Raw genomic sequence first — 23,170 nt, 5'->3', positions numbered from 1 at the left:
GAAGGGGGATCTCAATGAAAAAGTCCCGTATTGGAAGCGTTGCGGGCCTTGTGTCCGCTTCGGTTCTCGCCTTTGCGCCCAACGCCTATGCGGACTGGGAGAGCACCATCGCAAGTGCGGGGGCCGGGTTCGAGTCGCGCCGTTGGGCCGAGGAGAGCTACACCGAGGTGCAGTTCAGGGGGTGCACGATCCAGAACAGCATCAACAAGAGCGCTGATGTGCAGGTGTGGCGGGATATATCCCTGCAACCTGATGACAAGTACGGACGGAAGACGTACACGGCGTGCTTCAAGAGTTCCACCACCTACAGCAAGGCTTCCTGGGACAATCTCCCGAAGGGTAGTTACTACTTCAAGATCGAGCGAGTCGGTGATGGTGGCCTGATGTGGGTGAACAAGGTCTACGTGGACAACACCCTGGCTGACTGACTGACCGACGCGGCCAACGGCGGGAAGGCGGTTCTTCCCGCCGTTGGCCTGTGATGAAGATTGCCACAGGCCAATCGGAGAACGTGATGAGACTTCGCACCCGCCTGTTCGCAGGCAGTGTGCGGTGGGCCGCACCGGTCGTACTGCTGCTGACCCTCTTCTATTTCCACGCCGGCAATACCGTGCAGGATCCGTATGCGGCCGAGTATGCTCCCGCGGTCGTCGCCGCGCCGCTTATGACGCTGTACGCCCTGGCCTACGCTTCTGCGGCGGCCCTGGCGGTGTGGGAGAGCGGACGGCTCAGGGCCTTCGGCGTATGGGACATGGCGCCGGCCCGTTCCCGCTACCGCGTGGCCGGTGACGCCCTGCTGCCGGTGATCCTGTGCGCCTGGCTGGTCGTCCTCGTCCCCACAGTGCTGTCGCTCGGGTCGGCCGGAACGTTGCCCACTCCGGACAGCCTGCTCCTTCCGGGCATGGCCATGTTGTTGTGTGTGGCCCACGCGATCATCGGATTCGCCATCGGACTGCGCGCGCCGCATGTCGTCGCCGCGCCCGTCGTCGCGGTTCTGGTCTGGGTGGCTGTCGCCTTCACCAGGGCAGTCGATCCCGCCTGGGTGCGCCATATCTCGGGTCAGTACACGGACCTCATGTTCGGTGAGGCGCCCAGCCTCCTGTCCCTGGCGCCCCATCTCCTCTTCGGAGGCGCCATCGCCGCCGGCCTGGCCATGATGTGGCTTCCCGTCAGGCAGCTCCTCGTGCGTGCGGCGCTCGCGCTTGTCGTCGCCTGCGCGGGGACGGCAAGCGCGATCGCTATTGCCGATGACTGGGCGCACGGCACACCTCTGCGACATGGGCAGGTCGCCATGGAGTGCCTGGGCGCCCGGCCCAAGGTGTGCATGCCTGCCGTCACTGCCCAGGATCTGCCCCATGTGCGCGCAGACGTGGTGTCGGCCCTCCGTGATCTCACTCGTGCGAAGGCCGTCACACCGCCAGAGGTTGTCACCGACCGTCTGGGAGAGGGGCGGGACAACCGTTCCTCCACACCGGCGAACTGGAGTGTGCACTTGACAGTGGCCGCCCGTGAGGACGCAGTCAAGTACGCCGTGACGCTCGCGGCCGTCCGTCTGCCCTGTGACGAGCCGGACCCCGCCAGGGCGTACGCCGTGCGTCTGTGGGCCTTCTCCGTGACCGGAGAGGCCGAGGCATTCCGCTCGACGGCGGAGAACAAGTCCCTCGTCTCCCGCTCTGAGCCGGAAGTGCGCGCGGTGCTGGAGAAGTCCACCGACCAGCAGGCAGTCTGGTATCAGCAGCAGATCTCCGACGCCTGTGGGCGGGCGAGTTGATGCTGTGGCTGAGGGCCAGGAGCGTTCGGACGACACTACTGGCGGGATGGGGTGTCTTCGTCATCCTCTTGGCGCTGCTCCATGACACGCGTGCCATCCTGCCCTCGCTGACCGGTACGGCACAGGTCGCGCTCTCCCTGTTCGCCCCAGTGGTCCTGATCGCCGCCTTGATGCAGTGCCTTGAGAGCCGACTGACCGCCGCGGAACTCTCGGCCGTCCGCAGGGTTCGGGTCCTCGACACGGTCCTCGTCCTGACCACGATGGTCGCCGCACTGCTCGGCAGTGCGGCCGTGAGCGTGCTCACCGGCGAGCCGCAGGCGGCGACCGCCGGCCGGAACACATTCTTCCTGACCGGACTCATGCTCTGCGGGAAGGCCGTCATGGGCCGACCCGGTGTCATGGTTCCTGTCGCCTGGCTGCTGGCCGTCGTCGGCGGTGGGTTCCGCAGCAGCGGCGATGCCTACCCCTGGACGATCGTGCCCGAACCGCTCGGGGCATGGCACGCCGCAGCCGGAGCGGGGCTCGTGTTCGCCCTCGGCGTCGCCGTCGAGTTCGGAACCGTAAGGAGACCTGCATGACACTGGAATTCGCCTCCTGCACATTCGGCTACCGGCGCCGCCGGGAGCCCGTGCTGAAGGACTTCAGCTACCGCCTACCCCCCGGTCTCACCGTGCTGCTGGGGCCGAACGGAGCAGGCAAATCCACGCTGCTCAGGCTCGGAGCGTCCGTCGCCCGGCCCCGTTCCGGAACTGTACGGCTCGGCGACATCCGCGGCGGCACGGCCGACTTTCGCCGGCACGTGGCATGGATGCCGCAGGACATCGCCCCGATGCCGACGCTGACGGCGCGCGAGTACGTTGCCTACGTGGGCTGGCTCAAGGGAATGAGCCGTGCGGACGCCTGGCACCATGCCCGCCGCGCGCTGGCACGCGTGGACATGGTCAAGAAGGCGTCCGCCAAAAGCAGCGAGCTGTCAGGTGGACAGCTGCGACGCGTCGGTGTGGCGGCGGCACTTGTCCACGAGGCCCGGGTTCTCCTGCTGGACGAGCCGACCGCCGGAATGGACCCCCATCAGCGCCGTGTCTTCCGAGATGTACTGACGGGACTCAGCGACGAAGTGCGGGTGCTGCTGTCCACGCACGACGTCCAGGATCTCGCGGAAGAAGCCGATCACGTCACCGTGCTCCACGGCGGACGGATCCTCCACGACGGGAGGACGGAGACCTTCTTCGCGCACACCCCTGCGGGCACCCTGCAAGGCCGTGCCGCCGAAGGTGCCTATACAGCGCTCCTGCAACGACACGATGTCGCTTGACGGAGCGGCGGTCGGAAGGCCGGCGGGGAGTGGTCGGGACGCCTCCCCGGCGCTTGCTCGGACGCCGAAAGGTTGATGACGTCTGCCTGATCGGCTGAAGTGCTGGCGGTAAGGCTGTCCCGATCGACTGTCGGGCATCGCCGTACGACTCCCCCTGACCGGTCCTGGATTGCGGCTCCGATCTACGACCCCGACTGGCGGCGCGCGACCGGTGCGCGCGCCCCCGCGATTCGCCCCGTTGGCAACGTCCTTCACGGGACTTGACCCCTCTTCCCGGGTTGTCCACAGCGCCCCTCTCACCCCCTGTCGCGGGTCGATTTCGGCCGGTACCGTCCTGTTTCGGGGAAGCACGAGGGGGAGACCCGGGGGGTCGAGTTGAGCGGTGTGCGCATTCGTGTCGTCAGGCCCGGCGAACTGGACGAGGGGGAGGCCGATTCCTGGCGTGAACTGCGGGCCAAGTCCGGCGCGCCCGCCAGTCCCTTCATGGAGCCCGAGTTCACGCTGGCCGTCGCCGGTGTGCGGCAGGACGCCAGGGTGGCGGTCGTCGAGGAGGACGGAGCCCCGGCCGGCTTCTTCCCCTACCACAAACGCCCGTTCGGACATGGCCGGGCCATCGGGTTCGGCGTCTCCGACCGTCAGGGGGCGGTGCTGCGGCCAGGACTGCGCCTCTCCGCGTACGAGCTGCTGCGGGCCTGCTCGCTCTCCGTGTGGGAGTTCGACAACCTGGAGGCGGGGCAGGACCTCTTCGGGCTGCGCGGCGCGGAGGAGTTCGTCTCGCCGGTGATCGACGTGGGCGAGGGGTACGCCGTGTACGAAGAGCGGCTGCGCGAGCAGTCGCCCAAGTTCCTCAGGACCACCAAGGCCAAGGAACGCAGGCTGGGCCGGCAGTCGGGCGAAGTGCGGTTCGTCTTCGACGAGCGGGACCCCTCGGCGCTGCGCACGCTCATGGCCTGGAAGTCCGCCCAGTACCGCAGGACCGGCCGCCGCGACCGATTCGCCCGAGAGTGGATCAGCACGCTCGTGCGGCGGTTGCACGGCACCCGGGCGCGGGGCTGCTCCGGCGTGCTCTCCGTGCTGTACGCGGCGGAGCGCCCCGTCGCGGCCCACTTCGGGCTGCGCTCGCGCACGGTGCTGTCCTGCTGGTTCCCGTCCTACGACACCGCGTACGCCAAGTACTCGCCTGGGCTGATACTGCATCTGCGAATGGCCGAGGCCGCCGCGGCCGCGGGCATCGGGATGCTCGATCTCGGCCGCGGCGCCGCCGAGTACAAGGACGCCCTCAGGACCGGTGAACTGCGCGTCCGCGAGGGCTCGTCCACCCGGCCGGGCCCCGGGGCCGTGCTCCACCGGCTGAGCCGCGAGCCGGGGCGTCGCGTCCACGGCTTCGTCCGCAGCCGGCCCCTCCTCGCGGGGTACGCGCAGCGGACGCTCGGCCTCGTCGGCCGGCTCAGGGGCGACTGAAGGCCAGGGGCGACCCGAAGCGGCTCAAACTGGCTCAAGGCATATCAAAGCGGCTGTGGGCGGCTGAGGGTGGTTCGGGGTGGTTCGGGGTGGTTCAGGTCGGCTGGGGGTGACCGACGGGTCAGCCGGCAGGCGCCCGGCGGATCCGGCGGTGCGACAGATCCGCCGGGGTGCCGCACCGGCCGACCGCGTGGGGTGATCTGACGGCACCCGACGGCAGCCGGCGGCAGCCGGCGGCAGCCGGCGGCGCACTGAGGGCACCGGTAGCCCCGGGCCGCACCGCACACCAGAAGTCATCAACGCACGGCGATCACGAACAACGCCAATGGCGCCAGACCGCAACTGAGAGCGACGGGCCGCACCGGGACGGCACCTGCTCCCACCGGAACGGCCCATGTCCGCACCCGGACGGCACCGACGACACCACTCGGGGAGACTTCCATGCCGCACAGTCTGCAAAGTCCGCACACCCGGCACACTCCGCCCGCGCCGCCGCGCCCCCGCCCCATGCAGGTCGCCGAGCTGGACCTCGACGCGCTCGATCCGCCGCCGTGCACGGGGTCCCGAGCGGCCGGGGGTGTCCCCGCCCACGGTGTGCTCTCCCTGCGTCCTGCGCCGGGTGGGACCGAGGTCGGGCCGGGGGCGGTGTTCCTGCTCGTACGGCACCGGGGCCGCCCGGTCGGCACCCTCGCCGCGACCCTGCCGGACGGTGTCGACCCGGCCCGTTTCCTGGCCGCCGCGGCCCGGGAGCGACTGGCCGGGACCGCTGCCGTCCGGGGCCGGTGGTCAGGGGCCGCCGCGGACCGTACGGCACACGGCGCCGGGCCACGCCACCACCGCACGGCCCCGGACGACGCGGCTCTCTCGGTGGCTGCCGGAGGGGACGAGCAGCGGCCCCGCCCGCTCCGCGCCAGTGTCGTCGTCGCGACCCGCGAGCGCCCCGGTGTGCTCGGCCGCGCGCTGGACTCGCTGCTCGCCCAGGACCATCCGGACTTCGAGGTCGTCGTCGTCGACAACGCGCCGCTGACCGGGGCTACCAGGGAACTGGTCGAGCGGAAGCACGACGGGCGGGTGCGGTATGTGCGCGAGCCCGTGCCCGGTCTCGCCGTCGCACACAACCGCGGTGTCGCCGCCGCCGACGCTGCCGTGCTGGCCTTCACCGACGACGACGTCGTCGCCGATCCGCACTGGCTGACGGCACTGACGGCGCCGTTCGCCGAGGACTCCCGCATCGGCTGTGTCACGGGGCTGATCCTCCCCGCGCGGCTCGGCACACCCGCCCAGGTACTGCTGGAGAGCCACGGCGGCTTCGCCAAGGGCTTCGTCCCCCGCACCTACGACCCGGCGCGCCCGCCTGCCGACGAGCCGCTGTTCCCTTTCACCGCGGGCCGTTTCGGCTCCGGAGCCAACATGGCGTTCCGGGCCGGGGCGCTCAGGGCGGTCGGCGGATTCGACCCGGCGACCGGCACCGGTACCGCGGCCCGCGGAGGTGACGACCTCTACGCGTTCGTACGGATCCTCACCGACGGCCACCGGCTGCGGTACACGCCCGACGCGCTCGTCTGGCACCACCACCGGGAGACCGAGCGCGATCTGCGGAACCAGGCGTTCGGCTACGGCGCCGGCCTCACCGCGTACCTCACCGCGCTCGTCGCCCGCCGGCCGGGCCTGCTTCCGGCGCTGCTCGCCCGGCTGCCCCGCGGCCTGGCCCACGCCCGCTCGATGACCGCGCACCGGGAGGCGCACCGGGAGGCGCACCGGGACGTGGACCGGGACGTGGACCGGGAGGCGCATCGGGATGCGGAGCGGAAGGCGCACCGGGAGGCTGACCAGGGCGCGGACCAGGGCGGGGACCAGGGTGTTCCCGGGCAGCACGGCGCCGGTGGCCACCCCTGGCCGCGCAGCCTCTCCCGGTTGGAGCGCCGCGGGATGCTCGCCGGACCCCTCGGCTATGTCCGGGCCCGCCGCCGGGTCCGCCGTCTGCCGCTTCCCTGGGAGGAGAGATGACGGCACCACGTGCACCCCATGAGCCGCGCGTCCCCCTCGAGTCGCATGAGCCCCGCCTCCAGTACGTTCCCCATGAGCCCCATGAGCCCCATGTGTTCCGCGTCTCGCACGTCCCGCACGTCCCGCGTGTCCCCCATGAGCCCGGCACTCCGCATGAACCCCACCAACCCCGGGCACCTCACCAGCCCCGTGAATCCCGTAGTCCTCAGAACTCCCTCAGACCCGGGAGACCTCGAAGTCCCCGGGAATTCCCGGGCCTCCCGCACCTCCGAGGCGGCCCCCGGGAGACCCGTATTCCCGTGCTGCTCTACCACGCCGTCATGGACGACCCGCCGGCCTGGATCGCCGAGTTCACCGTCGGCCCCGCGGAGTTCGCCGCCCAGCTCGACGCCGTCGTCGCCAGCGGCCGCACGCCCATCAGGATCGGTGCCCTGTCCGACCATCTCGCCGGCCGGGGAGCGCCCCTGCCGCCCCGGCCCGTCGTCCTCACCTTCGACGACGGGTTCGCCGATCTGCCCGGTCCCACCGCCGAGGCGCTCGCAGCCCGGGGTCTCCCCGCCACCGCGTATCTGACCACCGGGGCCATCACTCCCGGGCTCCGCAGCCTGCTGCCGCCCGCGCCGATGATGACGCTCGCCCAGGCGCCGCTGCTGGAGCAGTGCGGCATGGAGGTCGGCGGCCACACCGTCACCCACGCCCAGCTCGACACGCTCGGCGCCCGCCGGCTGCGGTACGAACTGCGCCACTCCAAGGCCGTACTGGAGGAGACCCTCGGCCACCGGGTGCGCCATCTCGCCTATCCGCACGGCTACAACAGCCGCGCCGTGCGCCGAGCCGCCAGGGCCGCCGGGTACGAGTCCGCCGTCGCCGTGCGCCACGCGCTCAGCTCGGAGACCGACGAGGCCTACCGGATCGCCCGGCTCATCCTGCGCCGCGGCCACACCGCCGCCGATGTGCGGGCGTGGATGGACGGCACGGGTGCACGGGTCGCGCCGTACCCGGACTCGCTGCCGACCGTGGGCTGGCGGTTCTACCGGCGGGCGCGGGCGGCCGTGCGCGGCCCGCGATTCGCCGGGTGACCGGCCCCGGGCGCCGGGCGCCGGGCGACAGACGTCGGATGCCGAGCGCCGAGCGACGGGCCCCGGACGCCGGGCGACAGGCGACAGACGTCGGATGCCGGGCGCCGGGCGACAGGCGCCGAGCGCCGAGTGCCGAGCGACGGGCCCCGGGCCCCCGGGCGACGGGCGACGGGTGAAGATGGTCGAGAGCCGCCCAAAACCTCACCAGATTCCTATACTTCGCTGAAAGGGACGGCGGTCTGACAGCAGCGTCCACATCCGTGGGGGGAGTCGCACGGTGCAGCAGCAACGCGTGCCCACACCGGTCACCGGGAGCGGCGTGCTGCGGGCGGCGGCACGGGCCGAGGGCCACCGCCCGCCCGCGGTCACCGGCGCCCGCCCGCGGAGACGGCCGCCCCTGCCCGGCCTCACCTGGCTCCCGCTGCTCCTCGGTCTCGCCCTGTGGGGATACGCCCTGCCGCGCATCGGCTTCCGGACGATGGGGGAGTACGGACTCCTCGACCGGCTGCCGGCGTCGTTCTTCGCCGCGCTCCTGGTGCTCACCGGCGGCTTCCTGCTCGCGCTGCGGCGCGCGGGTACCGCCCCCTGGTGGCCGGCCGCCTACTGCGTCGGGATGCTGTTCGCCCTCAAGGCCCCTCCCGCGCTGCTGTACGACTCGGTGCGCTACCCGTGGGCCTCCAAGCACGACGCCGTCGTCGACACCCTTCTGGCGAGCGGCGAACTGCGGCCCCACGCGCCGCTGTCCGGCAACATGGCGGCCTACGAGCAGTGGCCCGGCTTCTTCGGCCTCAACGCCGCCCTGGTGCGTTCCTTCGGGGTGGAGAGCGCGGCCGCGTACCTCAACTGGGCGCCGGTGGTGCTCGGGCTGCTGCTCATGCCCGTGCTCGTGCTGCTCTACCGGACCTTCGCCGAGGACTGGCGGCTGGTGTGGACCGGTGTCTGGATCTACCAGCTCGCCAACTGGGTCGGCCAGGACTACCTCGCCCCGCAGGGCTTCGCCTACCTGCTGCATCTGACGGTACTCGCGGTGGTGCTGCGCCACTTCGTGCTGCCGGGGTCGGCCGGGAGGCTGCGGGACCGCACGTTCCTCGACCCGGCCGCGGCCGCCGTGCCACCGCCGACCGGGCGGCGCCAGCGCGCCGTCTGCGTGCTGCTCCTCGTGCCCCTGCTCCTGGCGGTCAACGCCTCGCACCAGCTCACCCCGGTGATGCTGTGCGTGTCGCTGTCCGCCCTGCTCCTCACCCGCCGCTACCGCAACTACGGGCTCCTCGCCGTCGCCTGTGCCGTGATGCTGGTCTGGGACCTGACCATGGGGCGGCCGCTGTTCATGGAGACCCTCGGCACCCTGCGCGAGTCCCTCGGCGAGCTGACCCGCAACTCCCGCCCGGGGTACGCCGGCCGGCTGACCGGCCCCGGTCCCGAACTCGCCGGCCTGGCCAATGTGCTGATGGTGTTCGCGGTCGCGGTGCCGGCCGCCGTCGCCGTGCTCACCCGGCGCAGGCTGGTCCGCAGCGCCCTGCCGCTGCTGGTGGTGTCGGCGGCGCCGCTGCCGCTGTTCGCCGTCAACGACTACGGCGGTGAAATGCTCTTCCGCGTCTACCTGTTCGGGCTGCCGGGAGCGGCGTTCTTCGCCGCCGCGGCACTCGTCCCGGCCGCCGGTGCCCGGGCCGCCTCACCGCGCGCCAGGACCGTCCGCCGCCGTGTCGCCGCCGTCGCGCTGCCCGTGTCGCTGGTCGCGCTCGCCGCCGGGTTCCTCCCCTCGTACTACGGCAAGGAGAGCATGCACTACACCCCGCCGGCCGAGACGGCCCTGGTCACCCGGTCCATCGACCGGGCCCCCGAGGGAAGCCTGGTCCTCGCCGCCACCGGCTCGTTCCCGAGGGCGCTGCACCGCTACGACCGGCTGGAGCACTGGTTCTTCGCCGAGCAGGAACTGCCGGAGAACGAACGGATGCTCGCCGACCCGGCCCGCTATCTGGACGACGGGATCCCGCCCGGGACGCGGGCGTACGTCATCCTCACCCGAACCCAGGACGTCTACACCGCGGGCGAGGGGCTGCTCCCCCCGGGTGGCTTCGCGAGGCTGCGCGACAGGCTCGCGGCGTCCCCGCTCTTCACCGTCGTCGAGGAACACCCCTACGGCGTCGTACTCGAACACCGATCATCAGCGAGGTGATTCCCGATGCCGAAAGAGGCCCGGTTCAGAGCGGCCGTGGCGCTGTCCGGCTGGGCGGCGCTCGCCGCCACCCTGCTGCCCGGCGGCTCGCCGCTGAGATGGGTCCCCGTGCTGCTGTTCGTCGGCTTCGGCCCGGGGCTCGCCCTGCTGCACCCGCAGCCGGCCGGCCTGCGGCCCGCCGCCCGTCTGGAGGCCTTCGCGCTCGCGGCCCCGATCAGCCTCTCCGTCGCCGTACTCACCGCCACCTCGCTGTTCCTGGCCGGGGGATTCACGGTGACCGCGTTCCTGCTGCCCCTCGCGGCCTTCGCGACGGTCGCCGCCGCCCTGCCGGGGCTCCCGCTCCCCGCGGCCACGCGCGGCGCGGCCGGAGGGGCGCGTGACGCCGCTTCGGGTGAGGCGCCCGGGGCGACGGCCGGGGTGACGGCCGGGGTGACGGCCGGGAGCGGCGGTGCGTCGTCCCCGGGTACGGCTCCCGGGTCCGGGAGCGACGGCGTGCCGGGCGGTGAGGGTGCGCACGGGGGCGACGGCGTGCCGGGCGGTGAGGGTGCGCCGGGTGGTCGGGGTGTGCCAGGCGGTGAGGCCGCGCCCGGACGCGCGGCGGGGAGCGGCGGCCGATGAGCGGACCTCGTGCGGGATCCCGGCGGCGAGCGGCCGCGGCGGTCGTCCTCGCCGCGGTCGCGGCGCTTCTCGCCGGCATCGGAATCTGGGCCACCGCCGATGACGGCCCCGCGGACGGGAGTCCGCCGGGGAGTCCGCCGGGGAGCCCGCAGGCGAGTCCACCGGGGAGTGGTCCACCGGGGGAGCTTCCGGGGAACGCCGTCTCCGGCGAGCCCCCGGCCGGACCCTGCGCCCCCGACGACGCGCTCGCTCCGCGCTGCGGCGCCTGGTGGGGTGCCTACATCCCCTACGACGGGAACGGCTCGCTCACCGCACCGGTGTACGCGTTCGAGAAGAAGATCGGACGGCGGCTCGACCTCGTCTACACGTACCACGACATGTCGGGGAACGAACTCGACGGGCAGCTGCTCACCCCCGACGAACAGGAACTGGGACGCGACCGGCTCCTGATGCTCGCCTGGGAGTCCACGGTCTGGAAGGAACCGCACCACGCCAACTGGACCGAGACCCAGCTCGGCTGGCGGAACATCGCGTCGGGCCGGTACGACACGGAGATCATCGACCCGCAGATCCGCCGCGTCAGGGCCTACGGGAAGCGGGTCTTCCTCTCCTTCGACCAGGAGGTCGACGCCCGGATCGGGGAGGGCGCCGGGACGCCCGAGGAGTACGTCGCCGCCTACCGGCATCTGCGGGACCGCTTCGAGAAGCTCGGCGCGCGGAACGTGGTGTGGGTGTGGACGGTCTCCGGCTACCTCGGCAGCGCCGACCTGATGAAGCGGCTGTACCCGGGTGACGACTACGTCGACTGGCTCGCCATGGACCAGTACAACTACTTCACCTGCCACCGGACCACGGACTGGAAGGACTTCGAGCGCAGCCAGCGGCCCGCCCACGACTGGCTGCTCGCGAACATCTCCGACGAGAAGCCCCTGATGCTCGCCGAGTTCGCGACCGTCCCCGATCCGGCCGACCCCGACCGGCAGCGCGAGTGGTACGCGGCCATCCCGGAGGTCGCCCGGACCATGCCCAGGGTGAAGGCGATGGTGCACTGGAACCGCGCGGTGCCGGGCGAGGGCTGCGATCTGACGGTCGACGACGGTCCGGGGCTGGAGGGTTACCGCCTCGCCGGCCGGGACGGCTGGTTCAGACAGCCGGTCCCGAGCCGCTGAGGTCCTTCCGCCGGGCGGCGCCGGGGCCCGTCCGGCGGTGGACGTGCGCGGCCACCGCCACCGCCAGGAACCCGGACGTCACCGGTAGTGCCGCGGCGGCGAAGGCGCCCTGGGCCGCCCAGCCCGCCACCGCCAGGATCCACACCGCCGCCGCGGTCGTCCGCCCTGGGACGGCCAGGGCCCGCAGGGCGGTGGCGGCGAGCCCCAGGCACAGCAGTTGCAGCAGGGGCGGCAGGATCGCGCGTACCTCGACCGGGCCGGCGGTCCCCACCGGCCCGGTCAGCAGCTCAGTCAGTGCCTCGTGCCCCGGCCCGGCGGCGGGCGGGGGACGTACGCCCAGCAGCGCGGGCGCGGTGTGCAGCGCGGCCGTGGTGGTGAGCAGGGTGGCCGCGAGCAGGACCGGCCGCAGACGGTCCAGTGCCACGGCGCCGCTGTACACGACCACCAGCAGCAGCACGGCGGTCACCGTCGGCGGCGGCAGCGCGGGCAGCAACTCCCGGCCGGTCAGCGGCCCGGGCGGTACGTCCCGCGCCCGTGCCAGCGGGAACCAGAACAGGCCGGCCGCCAGAGCCAGCAGCAGCCACAGCCAGGCGGCCGTTCCCGACTCCCCGCCCGGCCCGGCGGCCGGGGACCACTCCGGCGGGCCGTGCGCCGGGGTTCCGGATGGCGGGTTTCCCACCTGGTGCGGGGGTGTTCGGGGCGCCTGGCTCCCTTTCTCGTGCGCCGGTGCCGCGGCCTGGGTTCGCGCGCCGTGCGCCGGTGCCGCGGCCTGGGTTCGCGCGCCGTACGCCGGTGCCGCGGCCTGGGTTTCCGCGCCGTGCGCCGGTGCCGCGGCCTGGGTTCCCGCGCCGTGCGCCGATGCCCCGCCCGCCGGACCCCCCGCCCCGCACACCGCCTGCGGGCAGACGGCTTCGCGCGTCCGGACCCCGTCCTGCCCGGCCCCGGCAGACGCCCGCCGCGCGGCGGCCAGGCGGGCCCAGGTCGTGCCGAAGCCGTCGGCCCCGGAGTGCCGCCGCGGTCTCAACGGCTCCGTCCCGCTCGCCGGACGGGGCTCCCGCCCGGCGAGCGCAGCCCGGATGCCCGGCGCGGAGACCAGTGCCATCAGCGCCATGGACAGCAGCATCGCCAGACCCGCGCCGGAGATCCCGGAAGGGCCCATCAGGACCGCGGCGCTGCCGAGCACCATCGCGCACATCGTGCCCTGGAGGGCCGCGAGCACGCCCGTACGGCCCTGTACACGCAGGACCCCGATGTACAGCTCCACGACGACGCGGGGCAGCGCGGCGGCGGCCAGCAGCCTCAGCACCGTCGTGCCGTGCTCGGCGTAGTCGGGGCCGAACGGCGCGAGGATCAGCGGTGCGAAGACGACGAGTACGGCGACGACCGGCACGAGCAGCAGCGCCATCCGGCGCAGCGCGCCGCGCACCCCGTCGGCGAGGCTGCCCGGGCTGTGCGAGGCGTGCGCGGTAAGCGAGGAGGCCATGTTGATGGCCATGAACTCCATCGTGCCGCCGACGGTGTAGGCGATGTAGAAGAAGCCGTTGTGCGCGGCGTCGAAGCGGACGGCGACCATCACCGGCAGCAGGTTGATCATCGCCAGTGAGAAGAGGGCGCCGACGGAGTCCCCGGCGAGGAAGCGCCCGATGTCCCGCATCCGCGGCGGCTCGCGGCCGCCCTCGGCGGCGGCGTGGCGGGGTATCAGCCGGCGGAACACCAGCCAGCCCAGAGGCAGTACGGACAGGGCGATCGCCGCCGCCCACGACACGAAGACCCCGAGGACGGGGAGGGCGCCCGCGAGGACGACGAGCAGCAGCAGCTTGCCCACGGAGAACACCGCGTTGCCCACCGGCACCCAGACGGCCTCGCGCAGCCCCGTCAGCACCCCGTCCTGCAGGGTGAGCAGCGCCCAGCCGACACACGCGGCGGTGAAGACCGCTCCGGCGACGGGGCCCCGCAGTGGGGCGTAGGAGGGTCCCCACAGGTCGAGGGTGACGAGGAAGGCCGCGCACGCGACGCACACGACGGCCGAACTGACCGCGTACGCCCGCCACACCAGCGGACCGGTCGCCCGTCCGGCCCTGGGCACGTACCGCACCACCGCGCCGATCATCGTGGTGGCGGTGATCGAGGCGAGCAGCCGCATCGCGGCGATGGCGGCCGACCCCTGCCCCACGGCCTCCTCGGTGAAGTACCGGGCGGCCACCAGCCAGAAGCCCAGCCCCAGCGCGGCGGAGACGCCGGTGGAGAGCATCAGCGCATAGGCGTTGCGGAACATGGAGGCGCCGCCCTCGGCCCCTTTGGGCGTCCCGTCGGAGGGCGCCCTCCCGCCGGTGGCGGTACCGGGCGCCCGCACCCGGGTCGTCTCAGCCACCGACCCCGCCTCCGGGGCCCCCGGCCCCTCTTTCGAGACCACCGGCCCCGCCTCCGGGGCCCCCGGCCCCTCTTTCGCGACCGCCGGCCCCGCCTCCGGGGCCGCCGGCCCCTCTTTCGAGACCACCGGCCCCGCCTCCGGGGCCCCCGGCCCCTCTTTCGCGACCGCCGGCCCCTCCTTCGGGATCCCCGGCCCGCCGTGCTCCCGGTGGCGGCTGGGCCGGGTGTACGCCCGCCGCGTCCAGGACGGCGGTGATCCGGTCCGCCCTGAGCGGGTCGGCGGGGAGGGCGTGGCGGGCGAACCAGCGGGCCGGTTCCGGGTCGGGCGGCGGGTCGGTGAACCGCGCGGAGGCGTAGTCGTCGAGCGGCGGGTCGTACAGATAGCCGGTGGTGATGCGGTGCCGGGACAGTGCGGCGACGGCCGCGTCCCGGTCGGCCACCAGCAGCGGTACGCGGAAGAGCGGCTGGACCGGGCCGGTGCCGGGCGCCGCCCAGGGGCTCGCCAGCAGCCGCCGGGTGCCTTCGAGATGGGCCGCGAGACGGTCGTCGAGGCGGTCGAGCAGCCGCGCGGTGCGGCGGAGGCGGGCGCGTCCGGGGCGGATCCGGTAGTCGTGCATGTCGACCCGGACCCAGGAGTGGAACGGTGTGAGCGCGGGGGCCCCGGCGACCGCCTGCCGCAGGTCGCCGGGCCGCAGCGGCATCCGTATCCCTTCGCGCTCCTCCATGCCCAGGAGCCGCGTCACGGCCCGGGCAGCCCGGACCAGGCGCAGTCCGCGCACCGAGGCCTCCGCGTACGGCCGCAGGACGTAGGCGAGTTCGGCGGACAGCCGGGAAGGCGTGAGGAGGCGGTCCCGGGCCTCCCGGAGGGCGCCCAGGAGGGCCGGGTCGGCGACCGCCAGGAAGCCCCCGGTCTTGGCGGCGGTGTGCTTGGAGAGGCTGAAGACGGACGCCTCCCCGTACGAGCCGACGGGCCGTCCGCCGACGCTCGACCCGATCGCGTGCGCCGCGTCCTCGAGCAGCGGGATGCCCAGCGTGTCGCAGCGGGCGCGCAGCGCGGGTGCGGGATCGGGGTTGCCGTACAGATTGGTGGTGACGACCGCGTCCACGGTCCGCCAGGTCGCCTCCGGGACGGCGGACTCGTCGATCGCGCCGCTACGCGGGTCGAGGGGTGCCTGCACGGGGCGGAGGCCCGCCGCCAGCACCACGAAGAAGATCACGTCGTCGTTGACGGGCGACATCAGCACCCGCCCGCCGGGTCTGCACCAGTGGCGCAGCGCCACGTACAGCCCGAGCCGGCACGACGGCAGATAGAGGCACTCCCTGCCGACGCGGTCGCGCATCCGTGCTTCCAGCGCCTCCCCCACGGCCCCACCACCCCCTGAACCCCCGGCTCAATGTGGCCCATACCGGACCCCACCGTCAATACGGCGGAAGGGTCCATCCCTTGACGGAACGGACCCTTCAGGCGGTGTGCCGCGGGCGGGAGTTCACTCCTCGACCGTGAGGCCCCTTCTGAGCCTGGTCAGCGTGCGGGTCAGCAGGCGCGACACGTGCATCTGCGAGATCCCGAGTTCGTCGCCGATCTCGGACTGGGTCATGCCGGCGACGAAGCGGAGCGAGAGGATCCTGCGGTCGCGCGCGTGCAGCGAGGCGATGAGCGGCTTCAGGGACTCGATGTACTCGATCCCCTCGAGGCCGTGGTCCTCGTAGCCGATGCGGTCCGCCAGGGTGCCCTCGGACTCGTCCTCGTCGGGCTGCGCGTCCAGCGAACTCGCGGTGTACGCGTTGCTCGCGGCCATGCCCTCGACGACCTCGTCCCCGGTGATGCCGAGGCGCTCGGCGAGTTCGCCGATCGTGGGTGCGCGGTCGAGCTGCTGGGCGAGCTCGTCGCCCGCCTTCGCGAGGTCCAGCCGCAGCTCCTGCAACCGGCGCGGGACGCGTACGGACCAGGAGGTGTCGCGGAAGAAGCGCTTGATCTCGCCGATGATCGTCGGCATGGCGAACGTGGGGAACTCCACGCCCCGGCTGAGCTCGAAGCGGTCGATGGCCTTGATCAGACCGATCGTGCCCACCTGGACGATGTCCTCCATCGGCTCGCTGCGGGAGCGGAACCGGGAGGCGGCGAACTTGACCAGTGCGAGGTTCAGTTCGACGAGGGTGTTGCGCACGTAGGAGTACTCGTGCGTGCCCTCCTCGAGGGCTTCCAGGCGGGCGAAGAGCGTCTTCGACAGAGCGCGCGCGTCCACGGGGCCGACCTGGTCGAACGGCGGGAGCGCCGGGAGGTCGACATCCCCGTACTGCCCGTACTGCCCGTGCGGGTGGTGCTCGTCGTACACGTCGGGCGTGCGGCGCCCGGTCTGCCCGGTGCGCCCGGTCTGCTCGCGGGAATCGAGGTGATCGTGCTGACATGTCGACGGCGCGTTCGGGGTACGCGTTTCGTCGAGCCGGGGTGACATGGTCTCCTCCATCGTTCTCGGCATATGGCTGCCGATGCCCATACGCGGTGCTGCGGTGTGCGGCGCCTCCAAAGCCGGCCGTGTCGGTGGTGTCCATATAGCCCTACCCGCTCTTTGCCGCCCGTTGCAAGTGTTGAAAGTCATGTATGTCCGATTTGTGGGGTAGTTCGGCTACCGATCGGCGTACGAAAGGCGTAATGTTCTGCGGACGTCAACGTCGTCGGCGAAGAGGACGGGCATGGACCGCGGGACGGTCGGCAGTGCGAATCGAGGCCGCCTTCGGGTCGAGGTCAGGACCGAAGGCCCGAGCGAGGTGGTGACCCCGGCGGGTGAGCTGGATCACCACACCGCCGAATTGTTGCGTGCGCCACTCGAGAACGCGCTCGAGCAGGGTCGCGCACGCCTGGTGGTCGACTGCTCACATCTTGAGTTCTGCGACTCCACGGGGCTGAACGTGCTGCTCGGTGCCCGGCTCAGGGCCGAGGCGGCCGGGGGCGGGGTCCATCTGGCCGGAATGCTCCCCGTCGTCGCCCGGGTGTTCGAGATCACCGGCGCCGAGGCGGTCTTCACCGTCCACGACTCGGTGGAAGCGGCCTTGGCGGAGTGACTCCCGCCGCATGACCGGACCGGGGGGTGTTGTCCGGATCCGGCCGGGCAGAAGACCCCCGCAAGGATCCCCGGGACCCTCGCAGAATGCGTGCAAACCCCCGCACGCTCCGTATCTACCCACACGCGAACTGGTGAATCGGTGAGGTGAAGCGCTGATGAGCACCACCCGGCAGCATCCGCCGGGCGACCTCGGCCCCGAGCCGGACGGCGCCCCCGCCGGGGCCGGCGGCGGACCCGGTACCGTCCTGCCCGACGGCCGGGTGCGCACCCTGGCGCTCGGAAACGCCAGCGGCATCGTCCCGCTCGCTCGCGACTTCACCCGGCAGGCCCTGTACGACTGGGGCTGGCTGCCCGCCGCCAACGCCGACCGGCGCGCCGCGGCCGAGGACGTCCTGCTCGTCGTCTCGGAGCTGGTCACCAACGCCTGCCTGCACGCGGAAGGCCCGGACCGGCTGCGGGTCTCCAGCGATGCCAAGGTGCTCCGGCTGGAGGTCACCGATCTCGGCGCCGGCCAGCCCGCGCCCCGCACCCCGCACCGGGCCGGCCGGCCCGGTGGCCACGGCATGTTCATCGTCCAGCGCCTGTGCCTGGACTGGGGTGTCGTCAGGACGCCGGGGACGACGGGCAAGACGGTGTGGGCGGAACTCGCGGCGCCCTCCTAGCGCCGCGTCGCGACGGGGCGGGCCTCGCCCGACGCGGCACCGGTCCGGTCCCCGAGTGAAGCGAAGCTGTTGTGGAGCACGGCGATCCGCCGTGCTCTTCGTGTTCCCTCCGTACGTGTCTTCCCTCCGCACGTGCCGGGGCGTACCTTGAGCGACCGATCTGATGTGTCGTCAGTTGGCTGCGGCGGCCACCGGCATGAGGGGGACTCGATGTCGTACCAGAAGCGGACGGCTCTCGCGCTGGCGGCGGCGCTGGCGGGCTCGGTGGTACTGGCGGCCGCCCCGACCGCCGGTGCGGCCGTCGTGGACGTCGACTACCGGTGCCAGACGCCCATCGGCCCCAAGGCCGCGGTGTCTCCCATCGACATCAAGGCCGTGAAGAGCGGCAGCGGCTACAGCCTCACGATGTCGTTCGGCAAGGGCGTCTCGTCCAGCCCCGTCGAACTCGGCAAGGGAGCGATGAACCCGAGTGCGGTCATCGAACTCGGCGGCGCGGAGCAGGGCACGGTCCCGGTCTCGGGGCCGCCGAACGCCGAGGCGATCCCGCCCGACACCCCCATCAGGATCAACGACCTGACCGGGACGTACACCCCCGCGAAGAGCGGCAAGGTCACCTTCACCGCCGGGGTGCTCACCATCAAGGCACTCGGGACGACGACCACGTGCACTCCCGGGAACGATCCGAAGCCCTCGCTCGAACTCGACGTCCAGGGCTCCGGCGGCGGACAGCCGTCCGGCGGGTCGGGCTCCGGGACGAGCGGCTCCGGGTCCGGCTCCGGGTCCGGTGGATCCGGAGAGCCGGGCTCCAGCGGATCGGGAGGATCCGGCTCCGGAACCGGCGAGCTGCCGAAGACCGGTCCCCTCGACTCCGCGCCCGCGCTGGGGACGCTCGGAGGCGCGGTGCTGCTGACCGGAGCCGCCGGGGTGCTGTGGCTGACCCGCCGCGGTCCGCGGTCCGCGGGCTGACCGTGCCGCGCCGTGCCCGACTCGCCGCCGCGGCGGGCGCCCTGCCGGCGTTGCTCTGGCCCGCCATGCCCGTCACGATCGCGGTGCCTGACGCTACCGCCGCAGCTGCTGTTCGTGCTGTTCCTGCCGTATCCGCCGTATCCGCCGTATCCGCCGTATCCGCCGTATCTGCCGTTACTGACGCAGCTGACGTACCTGACGTACCTGACGTTTCTGTCGCACCCGCCGTTCCTGTCGCGGTCGCGGTCGCGGCCTCGGGCCCGGCTCCGCCTGCGGCCCGTCCGACCCCTCTCGTCACAGGTCCGGTCTCCTTCGCAGCCTTCGCCTCGGGTCCGGCCTTCGCCTCGGGTCCGGCCTTCGCCTCGGGTCCGGCCCGGTCCGCGGCCGTCGCGGTGGGGCCCGCCTCATACGGTGCCGCTCCGGTCCCCTACACCGCAGACACCGCATACACCGCCGCGGACCCGCAACCCGTCGTCCGTCTCTCCGCGTCCCGGGCGGGCAAGGGCGGTGACCTCACCGTCAGCGGCTCCGGATGGCGGCCCGGGACCCTGCTGATGCTGCTGATCTGCGGGCAGTCCGAGCCCGGCAGAGGAGTCATCGGCGGTACCAACTCCTGCGCCAACGCCGAGGGCCGGGCCGTCACCACCGACGCCGGGGGCGCCTTCAGCAGGAGCATGCCGGTCGCCGAGCCGCCGGAGCCGTGTCCGTGCGTGGTGCACGTCGCCACGGTCACCGGCGAGCGGGTCGTCGTGGACCAGCCGTTCACGGTCGCCGGCCACCCCACCGCCCCGCTGCCGCGGCAGACCGGGGGCGGCAGGCTCGCCGCGCTCACGACCGCCGAACTGACCGGGTCGAGCGGGCTGCTCGTCTGGTTCGGTGCTTCACCGGGCCGTGAACTCGTCTTCACCGTCGGCAATCTCGGCACCGCCCCGGTCGAGGACCCCGTCTTCCGGGTCGGCACCGCCCACGGTGTGTTCGCCCCCAGCTGGGAGGAGCGGCGGTGGAGCGGCACCGTTCAGCCCGGCCGCAAGGCGCGGATCACACTGCCCGTCCGGCTGCCGGCGGGGGCGCACGGCGACTACCGGGTGTCCGTGCGGTACGGCTCCCAACTGCTCGTCGAGCAGCCCTGGGGCGTGGGCAGGCCCTGGGGCGTGACGCTCTTCTGGGTCCTGCTGGCCGTCGTGGTGCCGACGGCGCTGTTCCGGGTGGGGATGGCCGTCGTGGACCGGGTGCGGCCGCGGCACCCCGGACGGCACCGGGCCGGGGACCCGGACGCCCCGCGCGCGGCCCCGGCCGCCCCTACGACGCCGGACGCCGGCCCCGGCTCCGCCGCGGCCCCGACCCAGGGTTCCGCCCAGGACCCGACCCAGGGTTCCGCCCAGGACCCGACCCCGGACTCCGCCCAGGACCCGACCCCGGACTCCGTACCGCCGGAGGGCCGGCCCCCGGCGAAGTAGCGGACGTGAGCGCGCACCCGGGCGAGGACGGGCCGGCCCGTCGCGCACACCGCGCGCCCGGCCGGCCCGCCCGGGAAGTGCTCCGGTGCCCGGGCGGCCCGGCGGAACTGCGCGGCGTCAGCGGACGTCGCCCATGAGGGCGCGGATCCTCTTGCCCGCCATCATGAACGCCAGGCCCGCGGCGACCGCGACGGCCGCCCACATCGAGTAGTACGCGGCGTCGCCGAGCGGTTCGTTGAGCTGGGTCACCCAGCCGTTGAGGGCGTTGCCGGTAGCGGTGGCCAGGAACCACAGGCCCATGATCTGGCCGACGAACTGCCGGGGCGCCAGTTTCGTGGACAGCGACAGGCCCACCGGCGACAGGCACATCTCGCCGACGGTCTGGACGAAGTAGACGCTCAGCAGCCAGAAGACGGTGACCTTGCCGGTCTCGCTGTTCGCGGCCGCGGCGCCCGCCAGGCCCATGATGGCGAACGAGCCGCCGATGAGCAGCATCGCGAGGGCGAACTTCATGGGGGTGCCGGGCTCGCGGTTGCGCTGGGCGAGCTTCACCCAGAGGGTGGCGAACAGCGGGGCCAGGACGATGACCATGGCCGGGTTCACCGACTGGTACCAGGACGCCGGGAACTCCCAGCCACCGATCACCCGGTCGGTCTTGTTGTCCGCGAACAGCGTCAGCAGCGAGCCCGACTGGTCGTAGATCAGCCAGAACAGCACGGCCGTGGCGAAGAACCAGGCGAACGCCTGGATCTTGGGTCTGTCGGCCGCGGTCAGCGCCGGGTTGCGGTAGATCGCGGCGAAGTAGACGACCGGCACGACGATGCCCAGGACCGCCAGGGCGTTGACGATGTGCTCGATGTCGTACGTGCCGAGCATCACGTCCACGGCGAGCGCGGCGACGGCCAGACCGCCCCACAGCAGGACCCTGCGCAGCGCGGTCCGCCTCTCCGCCGGCGTCGCCGGGGTGCCGGGCTCCTTGCCGATGTCGCCGAGGTGGCGGCTGCCGAGGACGTACTGGACGACCGCCAGCGTCATGCCGATACCGGCGACGGAGAAGCCGAGGTGCCAGTTGACGTTCTCGCCGAGGTAGCCGACGACCAGCGGGGCGGCCATGGCGCCGATGTTGATCGCCATGTAGAAGAGCGTGAAGCCCGCGTCGCGGCGGGCGCTGGACTGGCCCTCGTAGAGTCCGCCGACCATGGCCGAGATGTTCGGCTTCAGCAGACCCGTACCGGCGGCGATCAGCGCCAGACCGGCGAAGAAGGCGGTGTCCGAGGGAACGGCCAGGGTGTAGTGCCCCAGGGCGATGACGATGCCGCCGACGAGCACGGCCTTGCGCGCGCCCCACAGCCGGTCGGCGATCCAGCCGCCGGGCATGGCGGCCATGTAGACGACGGCGTTGTAGACGCCGTAGATCGAGGCGGCGAGCGCCTCCCTGCCCTGGAGCGGCCCGTCCAGCACCCCCGCGACCAGGTAGAGGACGAGGATGCCGCGCATTCCGTACCAGGAGAAGCGCTCCCACATCTCGGTCATGAAGAGCGTGGCCATACCGCGGGGGTGGCCGAAGAAGGTCTTCTCGCCGGGGGTGGTGGACGAGTCCTTCGTCAGGCTGGACGCCATGTCGATCCTTGCTGCTCGGGACGCACCGCGTCGTGAGCGGTCTCCGCGCCCGGTGGGGGTGGCCGGTACCGGCGGGGGAAGCGGCCCCGCCCCCACGCCGGGGAGGCCGCCCCCCGGCGGGGGCGAGGGACCGTCCTCACCGGGATCGGGCCCCGTCCGCGGTCGTCGCGGACGGGGCCCGGCCCAGGTCGTTCAGGGTCGCGGAGGAGGGTTCACCACTCCGCGCACAAAAAGAGACCTTCGGTGACAGAAACAGCCAAAGGTCGTGATTCGTGCTGTAGGTGCCTTGACACCTTAAAGCATGACGGCGATATGTATAGACCATTTGAGAGGCGGGTCACAGATATGCGTAGAACGCCTGCCCGCCCGCGACCGGACCGACCGGGATCGCGTCGGCGCCGCCGAGTGGCCTGCCGGGGACCCCCTGAGCCCCGCCGAGGCGGACTACCATCACCCCATGACCCGTGTACTGCTCGCCGAGGACGACGCATCCATCTCCGAGCCGCTGGCGCGCGCCCTGCGCCGGGAGGGGTACGAGGTCGAGGTCCGCGAGGACGGCCCGAGCGCGCTCGACGCCGGCCTCCGGGGCGGTGTCGACCTGGTCGTGCTGGATCTCGGGTTGCCGGGAATGGACGGGCTCGAAGTGGCGAGGCGGCTGCGCGCCGACGGCCACGGCGTGCCGATCCTGGTGCTGACGGCCCGCGCCGACGAGGTGGACACGGTGGTCGGCCTGGACGCCGGCGCCGACGACTACGTGACCAAGCCCTTCCGGCTCGCCGAGCTGCTCGCCCGGGTCCGCGCCCTGCTCCGGCGCGGCGCCGCGGAACCCGCCGCCGCCCCCGCGACGCACGGGGTGCGGATCGACGTCGAGTCCCATCGGGCCTGGATGGGCGACGAGGAGCTCCAGCTCACGGCGAAGGAGTTCGACCTGCTGCGCGTGCTCGTGCGGGACGCCGGCCGGGTGGTCACCCGCGACCAGCTCATGCGGGAGGTCTGGGACACCACATGGTGGTCCTCCACGAAGACCCTCGACATGCACATCTCCTGGTTGCGCAAGAAGCTGGGGGACGACGCGGCGAACCCGCGGTATATCGCGACGGTCCGAGGTGTCGGCTTCCGCTTCGAGAAGAACTGAGCGCCGCGGCGCCGAGCGGCCGGCCCGCCGCGCCTCGGACGGGGCTGCCCCGGGCCGGGCTCCCGGGGACGCGGTGCACCGCCTCGGGCGCGGAGCCCGGCCGGTTCCGGGGCGGGGCGGTGCCGCGGCCGGTTCCGGGCGCTGCCGCCTTCGCACGCGGCGTCGCCGGCGCGTGCGGCCCCGCGCGGGCCGTCCAGACCCAGGGCGGCGCGTGACCGGGCCGCCGCTGACCGTGCGGCGCCCCGGCAGCCGTGCGGTGTCCCGGCGGCCGTGCGGTGTCCCGGCCGTGCGGCTCGTGG

The 23,170-nt window shown here is 72.9% G+C and carries 19 protein-coding genes; 15 read left to right on the top strand and 4 right to left on the bottom strand.

Annotation, left to right across the window (positions count from 1 at the left end; translation table 11 throughout):
• Nucleotides 1-14 precede the first annotated feature (14 nt).
• The 10 genes from DDQ41_RS08935 to DDQ41_RS08885 all read left to right on the top strand — a co-directional run bounded on the left by DDQ41_RS08935 (nucleotide 15) and on the right by DDQ41_RS08885 (nucleotide 11,596).
• Nucleotides 15-428, top strand: a complete 414-nt coding sequence (locus DDQ41_RS08935) for a hypothetical protein (protein WP_147317728.1) — start codon at nucleotides 15-17, stop codon at nucleotides 426-428.
• 86 nt (nucleotides 429-514) lie between these two features.
• The gene (locus DDQ41_RS08930) at nucleotides 515-1,771 is read left to right on the top strand and encodes a hypothetical protein (RefSeq protein ID WP_147317727.1); all 1,257 of its coding nucleotides are present in this window, start codon (nucleotides 515-517) and stop codon (nucleotides 1,769-1,771) included.
• On the top strand, nucleotides 1,771-2,349 hold the full coding sequence (locus DDQ41_RS08925) for a hypothetical protein (protein WP_109294005.1): 579 nt from the start codon (nucleotides 1,771-1,773) through the stop codon (nucleotides 2,347-2,349). Before DDQ41_RS08930 ends, DDQ41_RS08925 begins: the two co-directional genes overlap by 1 nt.
• Nucleotides 2,346-3,086 (top strand): ATP-binding cassette domain-containing protein, encoded by a 741-nt coding sequence (locus DDQ41_RS08920; protein ID WP_109294004.1) that lies wholly within the window; start codon nucleotides 2,346-2,348, stop codon nucleotides 3,084-3,086. Before DDQ41_RS08925 ends, DDQ41_RS08920 begins: the two co-directional genes overlap by 4 nt.
• Nucleotides 3,087-3,470: 384 nt before the next feature.
• Nucleotides 3,471-4,547 carry a GNAT family N-acetyltransferase gene (locus tag DDQ41_RS08915; protein ID WP_109294003.1) on the top strand — a complete coding sequence of 359 codons (1,077 nt, stop codon included), beginning with the start codon at nucleotides 3,471-3,473 and terminating at the stop codon, nucleotides 4,545-4,547.
• A 507-nt stretch (nucleotides 4,548-5,054) separates the two neighbouring features.
• Entirely contained in the window at nucleotides 5,055-6,554 is a 1,500-nt protein-coding gene (locus DDQ41_RS08910) for a glycosyltransferase family 2 protein (RefSeq protein WP_109294002.1), read from the top strand.
• 299 nt (nucleotides 6,555-6,853) lie between these two features.
• Nucleotides 6,854-7,633 (top strand): polysaccharide deacetylase family protein, encoded by a 780-nt coding sequence (locus DDQ41_RS08900; RefSeq protein WP_109294000.1) that lies wholly within the window; start codon nucleotides 6,854-6,856, stop codon nucleotides 7,631-7,633.
• 277 nt (nucleotides 7,634-7,910) lie between these two features.
• Nucleotides 7,911-9,809 (top strand): hypothetical protein, encoded by a 1,899-nt coding sequence (locus tag DDQ41_RS08895; RefSeq protein WP_109293999.1) that lies wholly within the window; start codon nucleotides 7,911-7,913, stop codon nucleotides 9,807-9,809.
• A 6-nt stretch (nucleotides 9,810-9,815) separates the two neighbouring features.
• Nucleotides 9,816-10,427, top strand: coding sequence for a hypothetical protein (locus DDQ41_RS32330; protein WP_262508400.1), 612 nt, complete (start codon nucleotides 9,816-9,818; stop codon nucleotides 10,425-10,427).
• On the top strand, nucleotides 10,424-11,596 hold the full coding sequence (locus DDQ41_RS08885) for a glycosyl hydrolase (RefSeq protein WP_109293998.1): 1,173 nt from the start codon (nucleotides 10,424-10,426) through the stop codon (nucleotides 11,594-11,596). The genes DDQ41_RS32330 and DDQ41_RS08885 overlap by 4 nt, the downstream gene beginning before the upstream one ends.
• On the opposite strand, the gene DDQ41_RS08880 is transcribed toward DDQ41_RS08885, so the two are convergent.
• From DDQ41_RS08880 to DDQ41_RS08870, 3 genes are all read right to left on the bottom strand, one after another.
• On the bottom strand, nucleotides 11,571-13,967 hold the full coding sequence (locus tag DDQ41_RS08880) for a lipopolysaccharide biosynthesis protein (RefSeq protein ID WP_109297628.1): 2,397 nt from the start codon (nucleotides 13,965-13,967) through the stop codon (nucleotides 11,571-11,573). The two genes, DDQ41_RS08885 and DDQ41_RS08880, sit on opposite strands and share 26 nt — an antisense overlap.
• Complete coding sequence (locus tag DDQ41_RS08875) at nucleotides 13,960-15,318, bottom strand: DegT/DnrJ/EryC1/StrS family aminotransferase (RefSeq protein ID WP_262508653.1); 1,359 nt, start codon at nucleotides 15,316-15,318, stop codon at nucleotides 13,960-13,962. Before DDQ41_RS08875 ends, DDQ41_RS08880 begins: the two co-directional genes overlap by 8 nt.
• A 135-nt stretch (nucleotides 15,319-15,453) precedes the next feature.
• Nucleotides 15,454-16,434, bottom strand: coding sequence for an RNA polymerase sigma factor SigF (locus DDQ41_RS08870; protein ID WP_174720273.1), 981 nt, complete (start codon nucleotides 16,432-16,434; stop codon nucleotides 15,454-15,456).
• A 226-nt stretch (nucleotides 16,435-16,660) separates the two neighbouring features.
• Between DDQ41_RS08870 and DDQ41_RS08865 the strand changes: the two genes are divergently transcribed.
• The 4 genes from DDQ41_RS08865 (at nucleotide 16,661) to DDQ41_RS08850 (ending at nucleotide 20,116) form a co-directional block, all read left to right on the top strand.
• Nucleotides 16,661-17,029: an STAS domain-containing protein gene (locus DDQ41_RS08865; RefSeq protein WP_109293996.1), complete on the top strand. Its 369-nt coding sequence runs from the start codon at nucleotides 16,661-16,663 to the stop codon at nucleotides 17,027-17,029.
• A 157-nt stretch (nucleotides 17,030-17,186) separates the two neighbouring features.
• Nucleotides 17,187-17,693 carry an ATP-binding protein gene (locus DDQ41_RS08860; RefSeq protein ID WP_109293995.1) on the top strand — a complete coding sequence of 169 codons (507 nt, stop codon included), beginning with the start codon at nucleotides 17,187-17,189 and terminating at the stop codon, nucleotides 17,691-17,693.
• A gap of 210 nt (nucleotides 17,694-17,903) precedes the next feature.
• Complete coding sequence (locus tag DDQ41_RS08855; protein WP_109293994.1) at nucleotides 17,904-18,659, top strand: peptidase; 756 nt, start codon at nucleotides 17,904-17,906, stop codon at nucleotides 18,657-18,659.
• 392 nt (nucleotides 18,660-19,051) lie between these two features.
• On the top strand, nucleotides 19,052-20,116 hold the full coding sequence (locus DDQ41_RS08850) for a hypothetical protein (RefSeq protein WP_109293993.1): 1,065 nt from the start codon (nucleotides 19,052-19,054) through the stop codon (nucleotides 20,114-20,116).
• A 117-nt stretch (nucleotides 20,117-20,233) separates the two neighbouring features.
• Here DDQ41_RS08850 and DDQ41_RS08845 read toward each other — a convergent pair whose 3' ends face one another.
• Nucleotides 20,234-21,736, bottom strand: coding sequence for a peptide MFS transporter (locus tag DDQ41_RS08845; RefSeq protein ID WP_109293992.1), 1,503 nt, complete (start codon nucleotides 21,734-21,736; stop codon nucleotides 20,234-20,236).
• A gap of 457 nt (nucleotides 21,737-22,193) precedes the next feature.
• Between DDQ41_RS08845 and DDQ41_RS08840 the strand changes: the two genes are divergently transcribed.
• Nucleotides 22,194-22,871, top strand: a complete 678-nt coding sequence (locus DDQ41_RS08840) for a response regulator transcription factor (protein ID WP_109293991.1) — start codon at nucleotides 22,194-22,196, stop codon at nucleotides 22,869-22,871.
• The last annotated feature ends 299 nt before the right edge of the window (nucleotides 22,872-23,170 follow it).

This window comes from Streptomyces spongiicola (assembly GCF_003122365.1).
GTDB classification, from domain to species: Bacteria; Actinomycetota; Actinomycetes; order Streptomycetales; family Streptomycetaceae; genus Streptomyces; species Streptomyces spongiicola.
Note: the sequence above shows the minus strand (reverse complement) of the source record. Positions and strands in the feature narration are given on the sequence as shown.

What these genes read in the sequence shown, in the direction of transcription:
- DDQ41_RS08855 (WP_109293994.1), top strand. Translation starts at nt 17,904, where the DNA reads ATGTCGTACCAGAAGCGGACGGCTCTCGCGCTGGCGGCGGCGCTGGCG.
- DDQ41_RS08860 (WP_109293995.1), top strand. Translation starts at nt 17,187, where the DNA reads ATGAGCACCACCCGGCAGCATCCGCCGGGCGACCTCGGCCCCGAGCCG.
- DDQ41_RS08920 (WP_109294004.1), top strand. Translation starts at nt 2,346, where the DNA reads ATGACACTGGAATTCGCCTCCTGCACATTCGGCTACCGGCGCCGCCGG.
- DDQ41_RS08910 (WP_109294002.1), top strand. Translation starts at nt 5,055, where the DNA reads ATGCAGGTCGCCGAGCTGGACCTCGACGCGCTCGATCCGCCGCCGTGC.
- DDQ41_RS08865 (WP_109293996.1), top strand. Translation starts at nt 16,661, where the DNA reads ATGGACCGCGGGACGGTCGGCAGTGCGAATCGAGGCCGCCTTCGGGTC.
- DDQ41_RS08925 (WP_109294005.1), top strand. Translation starts at nt 1,771, where the DNA reads ATGCTGTGGCTGAGGGCCAGGAGCGTTCGGACGACACTACTGGCGGGA.
- DDQ41_RS08930 (WP_147317727.1), top strand. Translation starts at nt 515, where the DNA reads ATGAGACTTCGCACCCGCCTGTTCGCAGGCAGTGTGCGGTGGGCCGCA.
- DDQ41_RS08870 (WP_174720273.1), bottom strand. Translation starts at nt 16,434, where the DNA reads ATGGAGGAGACCATGTCACCCCGGCTCGACGAAACGCGTACCCCGAAC.
- DDQ41_RS08840 (WP_109293991.1), top strand. Translation starts at nt 22,194, where the DNA reads ATGACCCGTGTACTGCTCGCCGAGGACGACGCATCCATCTCCGAGCCG.
- DDQ41_RS08935 (WP_147317728.1), top strand. Translation starts at nt 15, where the DNA reads ATGAAAAAGTCCCGTATTGGAAGCGTTGCGGGCCTTGTGTCCGCTTCG.
- DDQ41_RS08845 (WP_109293992.1), bottom strand. Translation starts at nt 21,736, where the DNA reads ATGGCGTCCAGCCTGACGAAGGACTCGTCCACCACCCCCGGCGAGAAG.
- DDQ41_RS08885 (WP_109293998.1), top strand. Translation starts at nt 10,424, where the DNA reads ATGAGCGGACCTCGTGCGGGATCCCGGCGGCGAGCGGCCGCGGCGGTC.
- DDQ41_RS32330 (WP_262508400.1), top strand. Translation starts at nt 9,816, where the DNA reads ATGCCGAAAGAGGCCCGGTTCAGAGCGGCCGTGGCGCTGTCCGGCTGG.